The following is a 17,064-nucleotide window of genomic DNA, read 5'->3' on the forward strand; positions in this document are numbered from 1 at the left end:
ACGGGCTGCGGAAAACCTTGGGCCGGGAAACGGCTTACAGGATCTGCGTCAGGAACTGGCGCAGGCGCGGATGGCGCGGCGAGTTGAACAGGGTATCGGGCTTGCCCATTTCCAGGATCTGGCCGTGGTCCATGAAGATCAGGCGGTCGGCCACGGTACGGGCAAAGCCCATTTCGTGGGTCACGCAGATCATGGTCATGCCTTCTTCAGCCAGGCTCACCATAACGTCCAGCACTTCGCCCACCATTTCGGGGTCAAGAGCGGAGGTGGGCTCGTCAAAGAGCATGATGTCCGGCTGCATGGCCAGAGCGCGGGCGATGGCGACGCGCTGCTGCTGGCCGCCGGAGAGCATGGCGGGGTAGACGTTGGCCTTGTCGCTGATGCCCACTTTCTTGAGCAGCTTCAGGGCCATGGTCTCGGCTTCGGTCTTGGGGATGTTCAACAGCTTGCGCGGAGCCAGGGTCAGGTTCTGCAGCACCGTCTTGTGCGGGAAGAGGTTGAACTGCTGGAAGACCATGCCGAGGTTGCGGCGCATCTCGTTGATGTTGTTGGCCTTGTCGTTGATGTCCTGCCCGTTGACGATGATGCTGCCGCCGTCGATCTCTTCAAGACGGTTGATGGAGCGCAGCAGGGTGGACTTGCCGGAACCGGAAGGCCCGATGATGACCACGCGCTCGCCGGGAGCGATATCGAGGCTCACATCCTGCAGGGCCGGGAGCTGTCCGAAGTACTTCCAGACGTGGCGGATGCTGATGATGGGCTCGGTGCTATTTTTTTCTGTCATAGTGATTGAGCCTCGCTTCGATGATGCTGACGATCTTGGAGAGGATGAGGGTGATGATGAGGTACACCAGGGCGACCACGGTGTAGGACTCGAAATAGCAGTAGCTCTTGGAGGCAAAACTGCGGGCGCGCTGCATCAGGTCGGGCATGCCGATGACGGAGACCAGGGCCGTATCCTTGAGCATGGCGATGCATTCGTTGCCGACGGGCGGGATGATGGTGCGCCAGGCCTGGGGCAGGACCACATAGAACATGGTCTGCACACGGTTGAAGCCCAGGGAGCGGGCCGCTTCGGTCTGCCCGTGGGGAATGGCCAGGATGCCCGCGCGGAACACTTCGCCCATGTAGGCGCCGTAGCAGAAGCTCAGGGCGATGACGGCGGAGGTCACGCCTTCCATCTTCACCAGCATGGAGATGGCGAAGTAGATGTAGAAGATCTGCACCAGCAGGGGGATGCCGCGGATGACTTCCACATAGGTGGAGGCCAGCAGGTTGAAAAAGCGGTTGCGCGAGATGCGCCCCAGGCCGGTCAGCAGGCCCAGAGGCACGGCGCCGCAGATGGAGTAGGCCGTCACCTTGAAGGTGAGCAGCAGGCCGTCAGGCAGGAAGATGATGGCATCACGGTAGACCTGCGGCCCGGTGGTGCAGAGCAGCACCAGGGTGATGATGGCACCACACAGGGCGATGGACCATGCGTTGATGAGCCGCCATTCGCGAGGGTTCGGGATGGACGGGCCGTCCGTCACCATGATGATGTTGCCTTTGCTTTGCCCTTCGTCTTTCATTGTACAGGTTGCCCCTTGTATGCGGGAACGCCGGAAGGGCCCGGAGGCCCTTCCGAACAGTTGTCACAAAATGGGGACCGGCGGTGCCGGTCGCGGCGGCTGCCCTAGTCGGCAGTGCCCATCCACTCGACCTTCAGCTTGTTTTCGGTGCCGTCAGCCTTGATCTCGGCAATGGCCTTGTTGAGGCGGTTCAGCATCTCGGTGCGGCCCTTGCGCACGCAGAAGCCGAAGTATTCGGGATTGTTGTGCTGGTAGGCGATGCCGAACTTGCCGGCGAAATCGGTACGCTTGTTGGCGTAGTACTTGGCGACGGGGTCGTCACAGATGACGGCGTCCACACGACCGGCGGCCAGGTCTTCGAAGGCCAGACCGATGTCGTCGTATTCGCGGATCTTGGCGCCCACGTTGGCTTCCTGCAGCACGAGCACGCCGGTGATGCCGATCTGGCTGCCCACGGTCAGGCCCTTGAGGTCGGCCAGGCTGTTGATCTTCTTGCCCTTGGGCATGACCACGGCCTGCACCACACCGTAGTAAGGTTCGGTGAAGTCGAAGGCCTTCTGGCGTTCGGGAGTGATGGTGGTGGAAGCGGCCAGCAGGTCATAGTTGCCGGCGGCCAGACCGGCGAAGATGCCGTCCCAGGCCACGTCGCGCAGTTCCATCTCATAACCGGCACGCTTGAGCACTTCCGTGGCGTAGGCGATGGAATAGCCGTTGGGCACCTTTTTGTCGTTCAGGAATTCCATGGGCGGATAGGTGCAGTTGGTGGCGACCACCAGGGTCTCGGCGGCCACGGACGTGCACATCATCATGAGGGCACACAGGGTGAGCGTGAGTTTGCGGAACATAATGCTGCCTCCAAAGGTTGATGAAGATGTCTGGCCTGAGGCTCGCGCCCGCATGCCAAAACCGGCCAAACTGCGTTTTATTAGCCGCGCAGGCCCCTGTCGTCAATACCCGGCGGACGCCGGAGCGGCAGTTTTCCTGCCTGCGGGGCCCGGCCGCCTGTGCCGGGGCAAAAAATAAGGGAAGGGCCCGTGGGCCCTTCCCTATGATGACAGAAGGATGGCCGGGACGTCCGGCCGGAGTGTCCGGGCTAGTCGGCAGCGCCCATCCACTTGATCTTCAGCTTGGCTTCGGTGCCGTCGGCCTGCATGCTGGCGATGGCCTTGTTGAGGCGTTCCAGCAGCTCGGTATCGCCCTTGCGCAGGCAGAAGCCGTAATATTCGGGATCCTTGTGCAGGTAGGCAACGTTGAACTTGCCGGCGAAGTCGGCGCGCTTGTTGGCATAGTACTTGGCGACGGGGTCGTCACAGATGACGGCGTCGGTACGGCCGGCGGCCAGGTCTTCGAAGGCCAGACCGATGTCGTCGTATTCCTTGATCTTGGCGCCCACGTCGGCCTTGCGCAGCACGAACACGCCGGTGATGCCGATCTGGCTGCCCACGGTCAGGCCCTTGAGGTCGGCCAGGCTGTTGATCTTCTTGCCCTTGGGCATGACCACGGCCTGCACGGCGCCATAGTAGGGGATGGTGAAGTCGAAGGCCTGCTGGCGCTCGGGGGTGATGGTGGTGGAGGAAGCCAGGATGTCGTAGTTACCGGCGGCCAGACCGGCGAAGATGCCGTCCCACGCCACGTCGCGGAAGGTGATCTTCAGATTCGCGCGTTTGGCGATCTCATGGATGTAGTCGATGGAATAGCCGGTGGGGACTTTCTTGTCCGTCAGGAATTCCATGGGCGGGAAGGCACAGTTGCCGGCGACCACGAGGGTCTTGGCGGCCACGGGAGTGCACATCAGGACGAGTGCGCACAGGGTAAGAGTGAGTTTGCGGAACATAATGCTGCCTCCGAAAAATGGGAAAAAAGGCCTGGACCGGACCGGGCATCCGTGCCGGGCCCGGCCAGGATTGGGTCTTATTAGTCGCGCGGGCCCCGAGCGTCAATAGGTTTTCCGGGATTTTCCGGCGCCGCACAGGGCCGGAAACGCAGGAAGGGCCCGCAGGCCCTTCCGAGATGTCATATAATGGTGACCGGTACTGCCGGCCGGGGAGGGCCGGACTAGTCGGCAGAGCCCATCCACTTGATCTTCAGCTTGTCTTCGGTGCCGTCGGCCTTCATGGCGGCGATGGCCTTGTTGATGCGCTTCACGAGGTCGGTCTCGCCCTTGCGCACGCAGAAGCCGAAGTATTCGGGATCCTTGTGCAGGTAAGCCACGGAGAACTTGCCGGCGAAGTCTTCACGCTTGTTGGCGTAGAACTTGGCGACGGGGTCGTCAGCGATGACGGCGTCGATGCGGCCGGCGGCCAGGTCTTCGAAGGCCAGGCCGATGTCGTCGTATTCCTTGATCTTGGCGCCCACGTTGGCCTTTTGCAGCACGAACACGCCGGTGATGCCGATCTGGCTGCCCACGGTCAGGCCCTTGAGGCCGGCCAGGCTGTCGATCTTCTTGCCCTTGGCCATGACCACGGCCTGCACGACGCCGTAATACGGGTCGGAGAAGTCGAAGGTCTTCTGGCGTTCGGGGGTGATGGTGGTGGAGGAGGCCAGGATGTCGTAGTTGCCCGAGGCCAGACCGGCAAAGATGCCGTCCCAGGCCACGTCACGGAATTTCATGTCAAAGCCGGCGCGTTTGGCAACTTCCTTAATGTAATCAATGGAATAACCGATGGGGACTTTCTTGTCGTTCAGGTATTCCATGGGCGGGTAGCCGCAGTGTCCGGCCACCACCAGGGTCTTGGCGGCCACGGCCGAGGACATGAGAACAAGGAAGCACAGGGCAAGGGTCAGTTTACGGATCATATCGCTGCCTCCGGAAGATTGATGGGATAGGTCCCGGCATGTGACACACGCATGCCGGGACAGCCAACCATATCTTGTCTTATGCGGGAGGGCCAGCGCCGTCAACTGCCTTACCAGCTGTTGCCGGGGGCGGGGCCGTCGTCCTCGTCGTCTTCGTCACTGGCGCCGGGGGCCATGCGCGAAAGGGTATCGCGCAGGGGACGGGCCTGGGGCAGGGAAGCATTGCCGGACGCGGCATCCGCATCATCTTCGGGGCGTTCGTCCTTGAGGGCCTGCTGCAGGAACCAGTCCTCGCGGATGCGCCAGGAGGCCGCCGCCGTGTAGGCGGGCGAGGAATAGCCCACGGAGAGAATCAGGGTGCGGCGGGCGTGTTCCTGCAGACGGATGAGCAGGGGGGTGAAGTCCGCGTCGCCGGACAGGATGATGAATTCGTCGAAATGGGTGGGATGGGAAAGGTCATCCATGCAGTCCATGACCAAATGGATGTCCGTGCTGGTCTTGCCGCGGGTGGTCAGGGGCGGACAGTCCACCACCTGGAAGGCGCTGCGGATGAAATGGTAACGGAATTCCTGATAGCGCTGGGGGTTGAGGTAACACATGCGCTTCAGGATGCGGCGGCGCACGCCGTCACCGTAGAGGATGCGCAGGGCGTGGTTCTCGATCCAGCGCACCCAACGGTAGGGAGCCATGCCAAAGGCTCGGGCCGCTTCGGGATCTGCTTCAAGAAAACGGGTGTAAATGTTGTCAAAGTCCACATACAGGGCGCTGTACACTTCATCAAAACCGGTAAAACGTGCCATAATCTCCTCAATCGCTTATGAATAAAAGTTGAGTTTACTTAGCGCAGCGGGGGCCGGGTGGCAAGAGGCGGCTTGAATTTGGCAAAAGCTGCCGCTATGGTGCCGCCGTTCCGCAGTGTGGATGGCACCGGAGGAGATCCAGGCCATCTTGCATCCCGGCCATCACAGGGATGCAGGACCGCGGACAGGAGGAGCCCTATGGATATTTGCCTGCAGGTGGCCGGGGACAGCGACGTCTTCCCCATGCTGGCCATCTATGCGCCCTATGTGCGGGACACGGCCATCACCTTCGAATACGAGGTCCCCACGGCTGCGGAGTTCGGCGCGCGCCTGCATCATGTATTGCCGGAATATCCCTGGCTGGTCTGCCGGGCGCCGGGGCGGGTACTGGGCTATGCCTATGCCCACCGGCACATGGAGCGGGCGGCCTACGGCTGGAACGTGGAGTGTTCCGTCTATGTGCTGGGTTCCGCCCGTGGACACGGCGTGGGGCGCGCCCTGTACGGGGCCCTGCTGGAACTGTTGCGCCTGCAGGGCGTGGTCAACGCCTATGGCTGCATCGCCGTGCCCAACGAGGCCAGCGAAGCCCTGCACAGGGCAACGGGCTTTTCCCTGTTGGGGCATTTCCCGGCCTCAGGCTGGAAGCAGGGCCGCTGGCACGACATCGTCTGGTACGGCCGCTGTCTGCAGGAGGCGGGTGGGGGAGAGCCCGCGCCGCTGCGTCCGTTCGGCAATCTCGAACAAGATTTGGTGGACGAGGTGCTGCGCCGCCACGTCCGCGGATGAGTTTTCAGGGGCGCGCGGGATCAGACCGGGAGCCCTGCATCAGCAGAAACCTGCGACTGAAGAGCTCTCCAGCGGAAATGTTTTCCCACTGGGCAGGCGGTAATGCCTGATGCGGGATCTGCCGCCGGAGGTCCATTGGCGGCAGAAAAGATGATGATATGCAAGAGGCCGGATGTGTTGCACATCCGGCCTCTTTGTTATCCGTGCCCGCGGGAGGGCGCAGACGATGATCCTGCCATCAGAATTCCCAGACCAGGCGGGCCTGGCCGCCGATGCTCTGCCGGATGCCGGCGGAACCTTCGAGGCCCAGATCCACATGCAATGAACTGTTGCCGGGATCCCACTGCAGACCAGCCATGAACACGGCGCTGTCGCCGCGCATGGAGACCGAGGGCGCATCCACGCCGTGATTGTTCAGCTCCGTGCGGGCCGTGCCGTCGAACTCATGTTCCCAGGCCACGCCAGCGTAGGGGCTGAAGCCCTGGAAGACTTCATAGCTCAGGCGGGTGCCCACGCGGAGCAGGCAGGAATCCATGGGATCAAAGCGGAACTCCTCGCCCATGATGCTGATATCCTGCCCGTCCTGGTGGTTCCAGAAAAAGCTGGCCCGGCTGTCCAGACGCAGGCGTTCCGTGGCCTGCCATTGGTAGCCGAGGCCGGCGAACAGGCCGTAGTAGGCCGTGGACGTATCGAAGTCGGCCGTCTGCTGGAGCACGCTGGCGATGTCCTGGCTCTGCCAGTCGCCATTGATCTGCCCCAGCCGCAGACCGGCCTGCGCGTACAGGCCGGACAAAAGACCGGACGTCAGGTCGAAGCGGGCCACCAGGCCGCCGCCCGCGTAGCGGGCACTGCCGGTGCCGTAAACATCGCCTACGGAAAAATCCTCGCGGGTACCGATGCTGGCCTGGCCGTATTCGAAGAACGCGCCCAGCAGCAGGTCTCCCGCCTCACCCGTGAAGCTCCGGGCCAAACCGGCAGCCAGTTCCAGACCGGTGCCGTCCGCCCAGCCATCGTTGCCGTAGCGTTCCGTACCGCCGTGGATGGCGGCGAAGGGCATCCAGGCATCCTGCCCATCAGCCGCCTTGCGGGCCTGCTCCAGGGCCGTGCCTTCCACCAGGCGCGCCCCCCGATCGAGGGCCGCCATCTGGGCCACCCGGTACTGGTTGAAGGCCTTTATTTGCGGGTTGGCCCGCAGGCCGGTGATGGTCAGGTCGATGCTGTCACCGTTGCGCTGCATGCTGCCATCGAAGAGCAGGGCGAAGCCCTTGGGGGCATCATGGACGGTACCGCCGTCACGCAGGGCCAGGTCGCCGGTCCCTGTGCCGTGCACCAGCGTGTACCGGTCACCGATGCGCATGCCCTGGCCTCCCAGAGCGCCCAGAACGCTTACCGTACCACCTTGCAGGTCGCCCGCTGTCTGTCCGCTGCCCAGCGTCAGCAGGGTGTCCCCGGAGCGCATGCCGTTGGGCAGGGCGAGGTTGAGGTACTGGAAGGCGGCCACCCGGTGGAGCGTGCCCTGCCAGCCCAGCAGATTAAGGCTGTTGCCGCTGCCGGCAGCAGGCAGGGGAGTGTAGGTCGTCCCCCGCGGGTCCGTCAGAGCACTACCGTAGACATCGCCCCCGATGCTGCCGCCTGTGAGGGTGATGGCATTATAGTGCGCGGTATAGCCCTGTCCGGAGCTGCTGGTATGGACGATACCGCCGATGATGTGGTCCCTGATGCTGCCGCCGCTGACAAGGACAGCGTTGAAACTGGCATCGGCTATTCCGGTGGTCGCCGTGGCACTGCCGCCGGCGATACTGGTGACGGAACCGCCGGAGATGCTGACCAGGTTGTACCGGGACGAGCCGTCAAGCAGGCCTGATGCGTGGCCGCCGACCACGGTACCGGTCGTGCCCCCCTTGATGATGACAAGATTGCTGTCGGCCAGGGCCTTGTCCCGGCCGCTGTCGGCGTTGCCGCCCACGATGTGGGAAACAGTGCCACCAGTCTGGACGACCGTATTGCTGTTGCTGCGGGCGAACAGGGTAGCAAGGGCAGATCCGCCGTAGGCATTGTCACTGATGCGGCCGCCATTGACGACGATGCTGTTGTAGGCGGTGTCGGCGACGCCGCCGTAGCACCAGCCGCCGAAGGTCTGTACGGCCTGGCCGCCGTCACTGACGACCGTGCCGTAGCGGGCCCGGGCACTGTCGCCATACGACATGACGCCGTAGACATTGCTGTAGGAATCGCCCGTCCTGATCTGGGCGTGGTGGTTATGGGCTGTCCCGTCGAGGTCGGAACCCGGTGCCGGGCAGGCGGGCAGCAGGAGCAGGAACACAAGGCAGGCCAGGGAGAGCCGGGGAGAAAAATGACGGCTGTGGAGGAAGGGGAGCGCGGACATGGTGCCTCCTGGAGACACTGGGATTGATCCCGGAACGGGAACACATCCGGTATAGCACAGGAAAAAGGCGCTGCCTATGGACGGGCGGTGACGGAAGCGGGGCAGGGAGCTGCGGGAGGAAGGGGAAAAAGGCCGGCAGATGTTTTGAAAAGCAATACTGTTGATTTTTGATATTTATTGACTGATAGAATGACGAGAGAAACAGGGAGGGCATTCTAAAAAAAATCGCAGGTGAGGCAAAAGGGGATCGCACGTATCTTTTGCAAAGCCATAAAAGAGGAAAATCCCCTTGAAGGACTTTTATGCGTCCTTTTTTTTCGCGTACGGGCCCATCTGGGGCCCGCAGCAGTGGAAGGACAGAAAAATGAAAAAGGCTGCCCGCCGGGGGCAGCCTTCGACATCAACGGGAGTCGTCTAACCGCGCCGCTTGAGACGGTCGCGGCGTTCCTGCATCAGGAAACGGCCTGTCACGGAATTGGGGTCGGCCACGATGGCCTCAGGCGTGCCCTGCGAGACCACGAGCCCGCCGTTCTCGCCACCGCCGGGGCCCATATCCAGCACATGGTCAGCGGCCAGGATCATGTCCGTGTTGTGCTCGATGACCACTACGCTGGCGCCCTTGTCCACCAGAGCGTGCAGCACCTTGATGAGCTTGCCTACCTCGTGCATGTGCAGGCCGGTGGTGGGCTCGTCCAGGATGTAGAGCGTGCCCGGCAGGGATCGCTTGCCCAGCTCGCGCGAGATCTTGATGCGCTGGGCTTCGCCGCCGGAAAGGGTGGTGGCGGGCTGGCCGAGGCGCAGGTATTCCAGGCCCACTTCCTCCAGCACGGCCAGACGACGTTCCAGCACGGGATAGTTCTCGAAGAAGGCGCGGGCCTGCTGTACGGGCAGATCCAGCACTTCCGCGATGTTCAGGCCCTTGTAGCGCACGTCCAGGGTCTCGTGGTTGTAGCGGCGGCCCTTGCAGACATCGCAGGTCACGTAGACGTCGGGCAAGAAATGCATCTCCACCCGGATCTGGCCGTCGCCGCCGCAGGCCTCGCAGCGGCCGCCGCGCACGTTGAAGCTGAAGCGTCCGGGCTTGTAGCCGCGCTTGCGGGCGTCGGGGGTCATGGCGAAGATGTTGCGGATCTCGTCGAAGACCTTGGTGTAGGTGGCCGGGTTGGAACGCGGCGTGCGGCCGATGGGCGTCTGGTCGATGGCCACGATGCGCTCGATGGGGCGGGCCCCCTCGCTGTAGCTCAGACCGGCGATGGTACCGGGCTGGTCCACGCGCTGGCCCAGGCTGATGGCCAGATGCTTGTACAGCGTGTCCACCACCAGCGAGCTTTTGCCCGAACCGGACACGCCCGTGACACAGGTCAGCACGCCCAGCGGGAAGCGGCAGTCGATGCCGCGCAGGTTGTTGGTGGTCACGTTGTGCAGGGTCAGCCAGCCCTGGGGCTCGCGCCGCTCGTCGGGCAGGCTGATGCTGGCGTCACCGCGCAGATAGCGGGCCGTGAGGGTATCGGCGCGCAGCAGTTGGGGCACGCTGCCCTGGAACATGATCTCGCCGCCCTGGGAGCCGGAACCGGGCCCCAGCTCGATCACCGTATCGGCCGCGCAGATGGTGGCCTCGTCGTGCTCCACCACCAGCACGGTATTGCCGCGCTGCTGCAGGGAACGCAGGGTGCCCAGCAGGCGTTCGTTGTCACGCGGGTGCAGGCCGATGGAAGGCTCGTCCAGCACATAAGTCACGCCCACCAGGCCGGAGCCCAGCTGGGAGGCCAGACGGATGCGCTGGGCCTCGCCGCCGGAAAGGGTGGCCATGGCCCGGCCCAGGGAAAGATATTCCAGGCCCACGTTGCGCATGAAGGAAAGGCGGTGGGTCAGCTCCTTGAGCAGGGGCTCGGCCACCAAGGCGTGGCGGCCGTCGAAGTGCCGTCCTTCCAGCCATTGCAGGGCCCGTTCCACGGAAAGGGAACAGAACTGGGCGATATTCAGGTCGTCCACGCGCACGGCCAGGGCCTCGGGCTTGAGACGGGCGCCGTGGCAGTCCGGGCAGTCCGTGGACTGGCGGAAGCGGGCCAGGATCTCGCGCCAGGCCTCGCCGTACTGCATGCCTTTTTCCAGCAGCGGGATGACGCCGGGCCAGCGCTCCTCGCTGACCTTCACCTCGGCGGCGCGTCCGGCAAAAAGTTCGCTCTGGTAGTCGCCCGTGGCATCCATGGCCACGTTGCCGCCCATCCAGTTGCGGCGCAGGCCGCTGCTGTGCGCGGCGGGGCGGCCCTTGTCGTCCTCGCCGTAGAACAGGCAGGCCAGGGCCGCGTCGGAAAAGTCCTCCAGCGGCGTGGAGAGCGTGAAGCCGTGGCGCTCGCCCAGGGCGCGCAGGGCGGGTTCGTAACGCTGGAAATGCTTGCTCTCGGCCCAGGGCAGCAGGGCCCCGGTATTGAGGGAAAGGCCCCGGTTGGGCGCGATGAGGCGGGGCTCGAAATAGTCCACGGTGCCCAGGCCCACGCAGCGGGGGCAGGCCCCCTGCGGGCTGTTGAAGGAAAAGAGCTGCGGGCTGGGTGCGGGCAGGGAGATATGGCAGTGCGGACAGACCGAGGTGGTGGAATGGATGATGTCCCGTTCGCCTTCGGGCCTGTCGGGCAGGTGCACGGTCAGGCGGCCTTCGCCGTAGCGCAGGGCCAGCTCCACGGAGTCGGCCAGGCGGCCGCGGATGCCGTCCTTGTTGACCAGGCGGTCCACCACCAGGTCGATGCTGTGCTTCTTGTTCTTGTCCAGGGCGGGCACGTCGTCCAGCGTGTGGAATTCGCCGTCCACGCGTACGCGGGCGAAGCCTTCGGCGCGCAGCTTCTTGAACTTGTCCTGATGGGTGCCCTTTTGCAGCTCCACCAGCGGCGCCATGACCATGAACTTGCTGCCCTGGGGCAGGGCCATGATGTCGGTGATGATCTCGTCGGCGGAGCGGGCCTCGATGGGGCGGCCGCAGGAGGGGCAGTACATGCGGCCCAGACGGGCGAAGAAGACGCGCAAAAAGTCGTGGATCTCCGTCACCGTGCCCACGGTGGAGCGGGGATTGCGCGAGGTGCTCTGCTGTTCCAGCGAGATGGCCGGGGAAAGGCCCTCGATCTTCTCCACGTCCGGCTTGTCCATCTGGGGCAGGAACTGCCGGGCATAGGCCGAAAGGGATTCCACATAGCGGCGCTGGCCCTCGGCATAGACGATATCGAAGGCCAGGGTGGACTTGCCGGAACCGGAGGGCCCGCAGACCACCACCAGCTCGTCGCGGGGGATGTCCAGGCTGATGTCCTTGAGGTTGTGCTGCCGGGCTTTTTCGATATGGATGCAGGGATTGTTCATGGGCTGTTATGTAAGCGTGGCGACGTTGTTTGGCAAGAGGGATTCCTGATAAGCACCGGGAAAAAGGGCCCGGAGCGATGGACAAAGGACGGGGAAGGCCGTATAAAATTTTTGACGAGCCGGGACAGTGTCGCGGCAAGGGGGAGTTATGCGTGTTTTTTTCTGTCTGTTGATGCTCATGCTGCTGGTCCCGTCCGCGGGCCTGGCGCAGGAGAGCGCGCTCACCGCCCGCGAGGCGTTCGGCGCCCTGCCCACGAGCATTTTTGAAAATACGGCCGAAGGCCTTGAAGACGAGGACAAACAGCAGCTGCTGGAAGAGGGTCAGAGCGAGTTCTGGGAACTGGCCGGCGAGAGCCGGGACGTGATCGTGTTCCGGGCGCTGCCCTTCCGCGACAGCGGCGTGGCCCTGCGTCTGTTCCGGGACGCTGACGACGGTTCGGCCGTGGCGGCCATCGGCACGCTGGGCACCGAGCTGTGCACGGTGGAGCTGTGGCGTGTGGATGCCTCGGGACGCACGGTTCCCGTGGACGTGCCGCAGGAACCGGACATCCAGGAATTTTTCGCCAAGGGCCAGCCCGTGCCCGACGATGTGAACCCCTCGGTGCTCATCTGCCTGGGCATGGGGGGCCTGCGCGCGCACCCGGTGTTCTGGAACAAGACCGGCATGCTCTACCTGCCGCTGGCCAACGAGATCGGCTACCGCTGGGACGGGCACCGTTTCCAGAAGGTGGTCAGGCCGCATGCGGAGGGCAGCGGCGAGCCCGCCGACGGGCTGGATATCGAATGATGGACGAAGGGGGCACCCGGCAGGGCGCCCCCTTTTCGCATCTTGCGGGACAGTCTATTTTTCCAGCCACAGGGCCAGGCGGCGTTCCAGCTCGTCGGGCTCCAGGCGGGGGCTGTCGTAAAAGCCGGCGGCCTCGCGCTGGCGGCAGGCTTCGGACAGGATGATGGCCGAGGCCACCGAGACGTTGAAGCTCTGGATCATGCCGTACATGGGGATGTAGAGCTCACCGTCGGCCATGCTGATGAGTTCCTCGTTGACGCCGCTGTGTTCGTTGCCCATGATGATGGCCGTGGGACGGGTGAAGTCCCAGGTGCGCAGCGGCTTGGCCGTGGGCGTGAAGGTGGTGGCCAGGATCTGCATGTTCTGGGCACGCAGGCTGGTCTCCAGCTCCTGACGGTCGCGGTGGCGCACGCTCTCCACCCATTTGCGGGCCGAGGCCGAGGTCTTGCGGCCCAGCACGGGGAAGGGCGTATCGGTATAGTACAGGTGCACCTTGTCCACGCCGAAGGCGTCACAGGAACGGTAAATGGCCGAGACATTGTGCGGGTCATGGATATTGGCAAGCACAAGGGTCAGGTCGGGCTGACGGTGGGCAAGCACCGAGCCCAGACGCGCCTTGCGCCGGGGAGTGGGGTCCTTGGGCATAGCATCCTCGTTGTTGGTGGAATTCGCCGGAAATCTGGCAGAAAAACGCCGTTCCCGCAAGCCTTGGCCTTGCGGCACGCGGCAGGGAGTCTCAGCATGGAAACTGGCAGGGAAGCATCGGCCGCCATTCGCATCCGGCCGCTGGAACGGGAAGACCTCAAGTTCGTGCACGGCCTGGACAACAACGCCAATGTCATGCGCTACTGGTTCGAAGAGCCCTACGAGGCCTTCGTGGAATTGCAGGACCTGTACAACAAGCACATCCATGACCAGAGCGAGCGCCGCTTCATCGTGGACCATCAGGGCCAGAATGTGGGCCTGGTGGAGCTGGTGGAGATCGACTACATCCACCGCCGGGCCGAGTTCCAGATCATCATCGACCCGGCCTGGCAGAACCACGGTTTTGCCACGGCGGCGGCCAAGCTGGCCATGGCCTACGCCTTTGACGCGCTCAACCTCTACAAGCTCTACCTCGTGGTGGACAACGAGAACGTGCGCGCCATCCACGTCTATTCCAAGCTGGGCTTCCAGGCCGAGGGCGTGCTCATCCACGAGTTCTTCGCCAACGGCGCTTACCACGACGCCACGCGCATGTGCATCTTCCAGCACGAATACCGCAGCCTTTACGGCAGCGACAGCGGCCCGGCCGCGGCCTTGCCCGGGGACGGCCCGGACCCCGTCAGGTAACGCAGATTTTGTGAAATGTGCATCCTGCGCCAAGAGGGCGCATTTTCATTGCAAAAAACGTGGAAATGGCGTAAGATTGAGAAGTTTTCATAATGTATCACAATGTTTTCTTTTGTGATATTTTATACTGACTTGAGGAGAATCCCATGTTGAAACGCTGGTCCCTGCCTCTTGCCCTGCTGACCGTGCTGGCGCTTCCCGTGCTGGCCATGGCCTCCGAAGGGCATCCGAGCATCCCCGGTGCGGAACTGTCCGCGGTCTGGGTCATTCCTTTCGTATGCATGCTGCTGTCCATCGCCATCATGCCGCTGGCCCTGCCGCATATCTGGCATCATCACTTCGGCAAGATCTCCGTCTTCTGGGGCCTTGCCTTCCTGATTCCCTGTCTGATGGTCTACGGCTTCAACGTGGCCTTCTATGAATTCCTCCATGCCATCCTGCTGGAGTACATCCCCTTCATCGTGCTGCTGTTCGCCCTGTTCACCGTGGCCGGCGGCGTGCGCCTGAAGGGCTCGCTGGTGGGCACCCCCGTGGTCAACACCGGCATCCTGGCCGTGGGCACCATCCTGGCCAGCTGGATGGGCACCACCGGTGCCGCCATGCTGCTGATCCGCCCCCTGCTGCGCGCCAATGCCCACCGCAAGTACCGTGTGCATTCCGTGGTCTTCTTCATCTTCCTGGTGGCCAACATCGGCGGCTCCCTGACTCCCCTGGGCGACCCGCCGCTGTTCCTGGGCTACCTGAAGGGCGTGAGCTTCTTCTGGACCACCACCAACCTGTTCGTGAAGACCTGCTTCATGTCTCTGGCCCTGCTGGGCATCTACTTCGTGCTTGATACCGTCCTGTACGGCCGTGAAGGTCGTCCCCAGCCCCCGCATGATCCCAACAAGGTGGAAGAAAAGCTGGGCCTCGACGGCTCCATCAACCTGCTTTTCCTGCTGGGCATCGTGCTCTGCGTGCTGGTCTCCGGCATGATCGACCTCGGCGAAGCCATCAACATCCACGGCGTGGGCATCGATGGCCAGAACCTGCTGCGCGACATCCTGCTGCTCTGCCTGGCCGGCCTGTCCTGGAAGTTCACCACCCGTCAGTGCCGTGAACTCAACGGCTTCTCCTGGGCCCCCATCGAAGAAGTGGCCAAGCTCTTCCTGGGCATCTTCCTGAGCATGATCCCCGCCCTGGCCATCCTGCGTGCCGGTACCGACGGCGCCCTGGCCGGTGTCATCAACATGGTCTTCCATGACGGCGAGCCCGTGAACTACATGTTCTTCTGGCTGACCGGCGCCCTGTCCAGCTTCCTGGACAACGCGCCCACTTACCTGGTGTTCTTCAACACCGCCGGCGGCGACCCCGTGCACCTGATGACCGACATGGCGCCCACCCTGGCCGCCATCTCCGCCGGTGCCGTGTTCATGGGCGCCAACAGCTACATCGGCAACGCCCCCAACTTCATGGTGCGTTCCATCGCCGAAGAACAGGGCGTGCCCATGCCCAGCTTCTTCGGTTACATGGCCTGGTCCGTGGGTATCCTGATCCCGCTGTTCCTGGTCCTGACCTGGCTGTTCTTCGTCTAGGCCCTGCGCCTTTGCGATCCCAGGGGCTGCCCGGCAACGGGCGGCCCCTTTTTTTGTGGGCTCCGGCCTGCGGGGCCGGGAGTGGTACTTTTTTCGGCATGTATCTGCGGGCCGCCCTGGCTTATGGCGTATCTGTCGGGCTGCTGCCCCTCCCAGGCCGCCGATTCGTGTCCGGTACGGCAGGGCGATCCCGGCGACAACTTGCCCCTTGCCGGGCAGCCCGCCCGCGGCCCCGGCCGTCATTGCTTTTTGACCTGAAAAAGGTAACTATGGCCGCTCCGCAGGCGGCCCGGCAAGGCTGCGTGCCTGCCCCGCCGGTTCCGGCGGGAGCCCCTGCGTCCGTATGATCTTTTCGGGAGGCAATCCATGCGAGCTCTTTTCCGTTTGACCGTTTTCCTTTGCGTGCTGGCCCTCTGCTGCCCGCTGGGAGCCACCGCTGCCGCCAAGGCCGACAAAGACAAGGTCGAGGAAGATTTCGAAGCCCTGCGCCGTTTCAGCCAGGTGCTGGATCTGGTGAACCGCTATTATGTGAAGGACGTGAACCAGGGCGAACTGCTGGACGGTGCCCTCAAGGGCATGCTGCAGGGCCTTGATCCTCACTCCACTTTCATGACGCCTGAAGAACACAAGGAGATGCAGGAGACTACCTCCGGCGAATTTACCGGCATCGGTATCGAGATCACGGTGGAGAACGGCCAGGTGACCGTGGTGACCCCCATCGAGGACACGCCCGCCTATCGTGCCGGCCTGCAGTCCGGGGACGTCATCCTGACCATCAACGGACAGCCCACCCAGGAACTGAGCCTGCAGGACGTGGTCTCGCGCATCCGCGGCCCCAAGGGCACGGAAGTGGAGCTGGGCATCCTGCACAGCACCTCCAAGTCGCCCAAGACCATCCGGGTCAAGCGTGAGGCCATCCCGCTGGTCAGCGTGAAGTCCAAGCCGCTGGAAGACGGCTACTACTGGATCCGCCTCACCCGTTTCTCCGGCCGTACCGATGAGGACCTGCGCGACGCCCTCAAGAAGGCCACCCGCGAATGCGCCAAGACCGGTGGCCTCAAAGGCATCGTGCTCGACCTGCGCAACAATCCCGGCGGTCTGCTGGACCAGGCCGTGAGCGTTTCCGACATGTTCCTGAGCAAGGGCACCATCGTTTCCATCCAGGGCCGAGGCCCCGTGCCGGAGCGTATCTACGAGGCCAAGGACCAGGCCGGGGATATCGACGTGCCCGTGGTGGTGATCATCAACGCCGGTTCGGCCTCGGCTTCCGAGATCGTGGCCGGTGCCCTGCGCGACCAGAAGCGTGCCCTGATCATCGGCGAACGCTCCTTCGGCAAGGGCTCGGTGCAGAACATCATCCCCCTGTCCGACGGCTCGGCCCTCAAGCTGACCGTGGCCTTGTACTACACGCCCAGCGGCAGCTCCATCCAGGCCGAGGGCATCGTGCCCGACCTGGAGATCCCCTTCGAGCGTCCGCGTGAAGAAGATGCCGACGAGCCCCGTATCCTGCTGCGCGAGCAGAACCTGAGCGGCCATCTGGAAAATGCCGATGGCGGCAAGAAGGCCACGAGCAGCAAGAAGCGCGACGATGCCGCGGAACAGCTGGCCCGCGACAACCAGCTGCGCATGGCCCTGCAGCTGGTCAAGGGCCTGCCCCGCATCCAGGAGATCCGGCGCTAGGCCTGCGTCC

At 63.6% G+C, this 17,064-nt stretch carries 14 protein-coding genes; 5 read left to right on the forward strand and 9 right to left on the reverse strand.

The genetic code is table 11. The features are described 5' to 3' along the window. Positions 1-34: 34 nt before the first annotated feature. From ACQRBR_RS09605 to ACQRBR_RS09630, 6 genes are all read right to left on the reverse strand, one after another. A complete protein-coding gene (locus ACQRBR_RS09605; RefSeq protein WP_303880877.1) occupies positions 35-784 on the reverse strand; it encodes an amino acid ABC transporter ATP-binding protein in 750 nt (249 codons plus the stop codon). Further along, positions 768-1,568, reverse strand: coding sequence for an amino acid ABC transporter permease (locus tag ACQRBR_RS09610; protein WP_006009216.1), 801 nt, complete (start codon positions 1,566-1,568; stop codon positions 768-770). The genes ACQRBR_RS09605 and ACQRBR_RS09610 overlap by 17 nt, the downstream gene beginning before the upstream one ends. 104 nt (positions 1,569-1,672) lie before the next feature. After that, a complete protein-coding gene (locus ACQRBR_RS09615) occupies positions 1,673-2,413 on the reverse strand; it encodes a basic amino acid ABC transporter substrate-binding protein (protein ID WP_168935363.1) in 741 nt (246 codons plus the stop codon). 248 nt (positions 2,414-2,661) lie between these two features. Continuing rightward, complete coding sequence (locus ACQRBR_RS09620; protein ID WP_204674720.1) at positions 2,662-3,402, reverse strand: basic amino acid ABC transporter substrate-binding protein; 741 nt, start codon at positions 3,400-3,402, stop codon at positions 2,662-2,664. Between the two features lie 221 nt (positions 3,403-3,623). Then, positions 3,624-4,364, reverse strand: coding sequence for a basic amino acid ABC transporter substrate-binding protein (locus tag ACQRBR_RS09625; RefSeq protein WP_427812866.1), 741 nt, complete (start codon positions 4,362-4,364; stop codon positions 3,624-3,626). Between the two features lie 110 nt (positions 4,365-4,474). Continuing rightward, entirely contained in the window at positions 4,475-5,164 is a 690-nt protein-coding gene (locus tag ACQRBR_RS09630) for an NYN domain-containing protein (protein ID WP_427812867.1), read from the reverse strand. Between the two features lie 198 nt (positions 5,165-5,362). Here ACQRBR_RS09630 and ACQRBR_RS09635 point away from each other — a divergent pair, with 198 nt between their 5' ends. After that, on the forward strand, positions 5,363-5,950 hold the full coding sequence (locus tag ACQRBR_RS09635) for a GNAT family N-acetyltransferase (protein WP_303880887.1): 588 nt from the start codon (positions 5,363-5,365) through the stop codon (positions 5,948-5,950). Between the two features lie 238 nt (positions 5,951-6,188). On the opposite strand, the gene ACQRBR_RS09640 is transcribed toward ACQRBR_RS09635, so the two are convergent. Then, on the reverse strand, positions 6,189-8,336 hold the full coding sequence (locus ACQRBR_RS09640) for an autotransporter outer membrane beta-barrel domain-containing protein (protein WP_427812868.1): 2,148 nt from the start codon (positions 8,334-8,336) through the stop codon (positions 6,189-6,191). Between the two features lie 414 nt (positions 8,337-8,750). Next, positions 8,751-11,681, reverse strand: a complete 2,931-nt coding sequence (uvrA, locus tag ACQRBR_RS09645; protein ID WP_427812869.1) for an excinuclease ABC subunit UvrA — start codon at positions 11,679-11,681, stop codon at positions 8,751-8,753. Positions 11,682-11,829: 148 nt separating this feature from the next. On the opposite strand from uvrA, the gene ACQRBR_RS09650 reads away from it, so the two are divergent. After that, the gene (locus ACQRBR_RS09650) at positions 11,830-12,468 is read left to right on the forward strand and encodes a hypothetical protein (RefSeq protein ID WP_303880893.1); all 639 of its coding nucleotides are present in this window, start codon (positions 11,830-11,832) and stop codon (positions 12,466-12,468) included. 54 nt (positions 12,469-12,522) lie between these two features. Here the strand turns inward: ACQRBR_RS09650 and ACQRBR_RS09655 are convergent, their stop codons facing one another. Continuing rightward, positions 12,523-13,113: a TrmH family RNA methyltransferase gene (locus tag ACQRBR_RS09655; RefSeq protein ID WP_006009249.1), complete on the reverse strand. Its 591-nt coding sequence runs from the start codon at positions 13,111-13,113 to the stop codon at positions 12,523-12,525. Between the two features lie 96 nt (positions 13,114-13,209). On the opposite strand from ACQRBR_RS09655, the gene speG reads away from it, so the two are divergent. From speG to ACQRBR_RS09670, 3 genes are all read left to right on the forward strand, one after another. After that, positions 13,210-13,800: a spermidine N1-acetyltransferase gene (speG, locus tag ACQRBR_RS09660; RefSeq protein ID WP_168935371.1), complete on the forward strand. Its 591-nt coding sequence runs from the start codon at positions 13,210-13,212 to the stop codon at positions 13,798-13,800. A 146-nt stretch (positions 13,801-13,946) separates the two neighbouring features. Then, the gene (locus ACQRBR_RS09665; protein WP_303880896.1) at positions 13,947-15,374 is read left to right on the forward strand and encodes a sodium:proton antiporter; all 1,428 of its coding nucleotides are present in this window, start codon (positions 13,947-13,949) and stop codon (positions 15,372-15,374) included. A 366-nt stretch (positions 15,375-15,740) separates the two neighbouring features. Then, the gene (locus tag ACQRBR_RS09670) at positions 15,741-17,054 is read left to right on the forward strand and encodes a S41 family peptidase (protein WP_168935373.1); all 1,314 of its coding nucleotides are present in this window, start codon (positions 15,741-15,743) and stop codon (positions 17,052-17,054) included. The last annotated feature ends 10 nt before the right edge of the window (positions 17,055-17,064 follow it).

It is taken from the genome of Desulfovibrio sp. SGI.133 (assembly GCF_050313955.1).
Taxonomy (GTDB): domain Bacteria; phylum Desulfobacterota; class Desulfovibrionia; order Desulfovibrionales; family Desulfovibrionaceae; genus Desulfovibrio.

Excerpts from the sequence above, each read along its gene's own strand:
- speG (WP_168935371.1), top strand. The coding sequence starts at position 13,210 with ATGGAAACTGGCAGGGAAGCATCGGCCGCCATTCGCATCCGGCCGCTG.
- ACQRBR_RS09630 (WP_427812867.1), bottom strand. The coding sequence starts at position 5,164 with ATGGCACGTTTTACCGGTTTTGATGAAGTGTACAGCGCCCTGTATGTG.
- ACQRBR_RS09605 (WP_303880877.1), bottom strand. The coding sequence starts at position 784 with ATGACAGAAAAAAATAGCACCGAGCCCATCATCAGCATCCGCCACGTC.
- ACQRBR_RS09635 (WP_303880887.1), top strand. The coding sequence starts at position 5,363 with ATGGATATTTGCCTGCAGGTGGCCGGGGACAGCGACGTCTTCCCCATG.
- ACQRBR_RS09615 (WP_168935363.1), bottom strand. The coding sequence starts at position 2,413 with ATGTTCCGCAAACTCACGCTCACCCTGTGTGCCCTCATGATGATGTGC.
- ACQRBR_RS09625 (WP_427812866.1), bottom strand. The coding sequence starts at position 4,364 with ATGATCCGTAAACTGACCCTTGCCCTGTGCTTCCTTGTTCTCATGTCC.
- ACQRBR_RS09640 (WP_427812868.1), bottom strand. The coding sequence starts at position 8,336 with ATGTCCGCGCTCCCCTTCCTCCACAGCCGTCATTTTTCTCCCCGGCTC.
- ACQRBR_RS09655 (WP_006009249.1), bottom strand. The coding sequence starts at position 13,113 with ATGCCCAAGGACCCCACTCCCCGGCGCAAGGCGCGTCTGGGCTCGGTG.
- uvrA (WP_427812869.1), bottom strand. The coding sequence starts at position 11,681 with ATGAACAATCCCTGCATCCATATCGAAAAAGCCCGGCAGCACAACCTC.
- ACQRBR_RS09665 (WP_303880896.1), top strand. The coding sequence starts at position 13,947 with ATGTTGAAACGCTGGTCCCTGCCTCTTGCCCTGCTGACCGTGCTGGCG.
- ACQRBR_RS09670 (WP_168935373.1), top strand. The coding sequence starts at position 15,741 with ATGCGAGCTCTTTTCCGTTTGACCGTTTTCCTTTGCGTGCTGGCCCTC.
- ACQRBR_RS09620 (WP_204674720.1), bottom strand. The coding sequence starts at position 3,402 with ATGTTCCGCAAACTCACTCTTACCCTGTGCGCACTCGTCCTGATGTGC.
- ACQRBR_RS09650 (WP_303880893.1), top strand. The coding sequence starts at position 11,830 with ATGCGTGTTTTTTTCTGTCTGTTGATGCTCATGCTGCTGGTCCCGTCC.
- ACQRBR_RS09610 (WP_006009216.1), bottom strand. The coding sequence starts at position 1,568 with ATGAAAGACGAAGGGCAAAGCAAAGGCAACATCATCATGGTGACGGAC.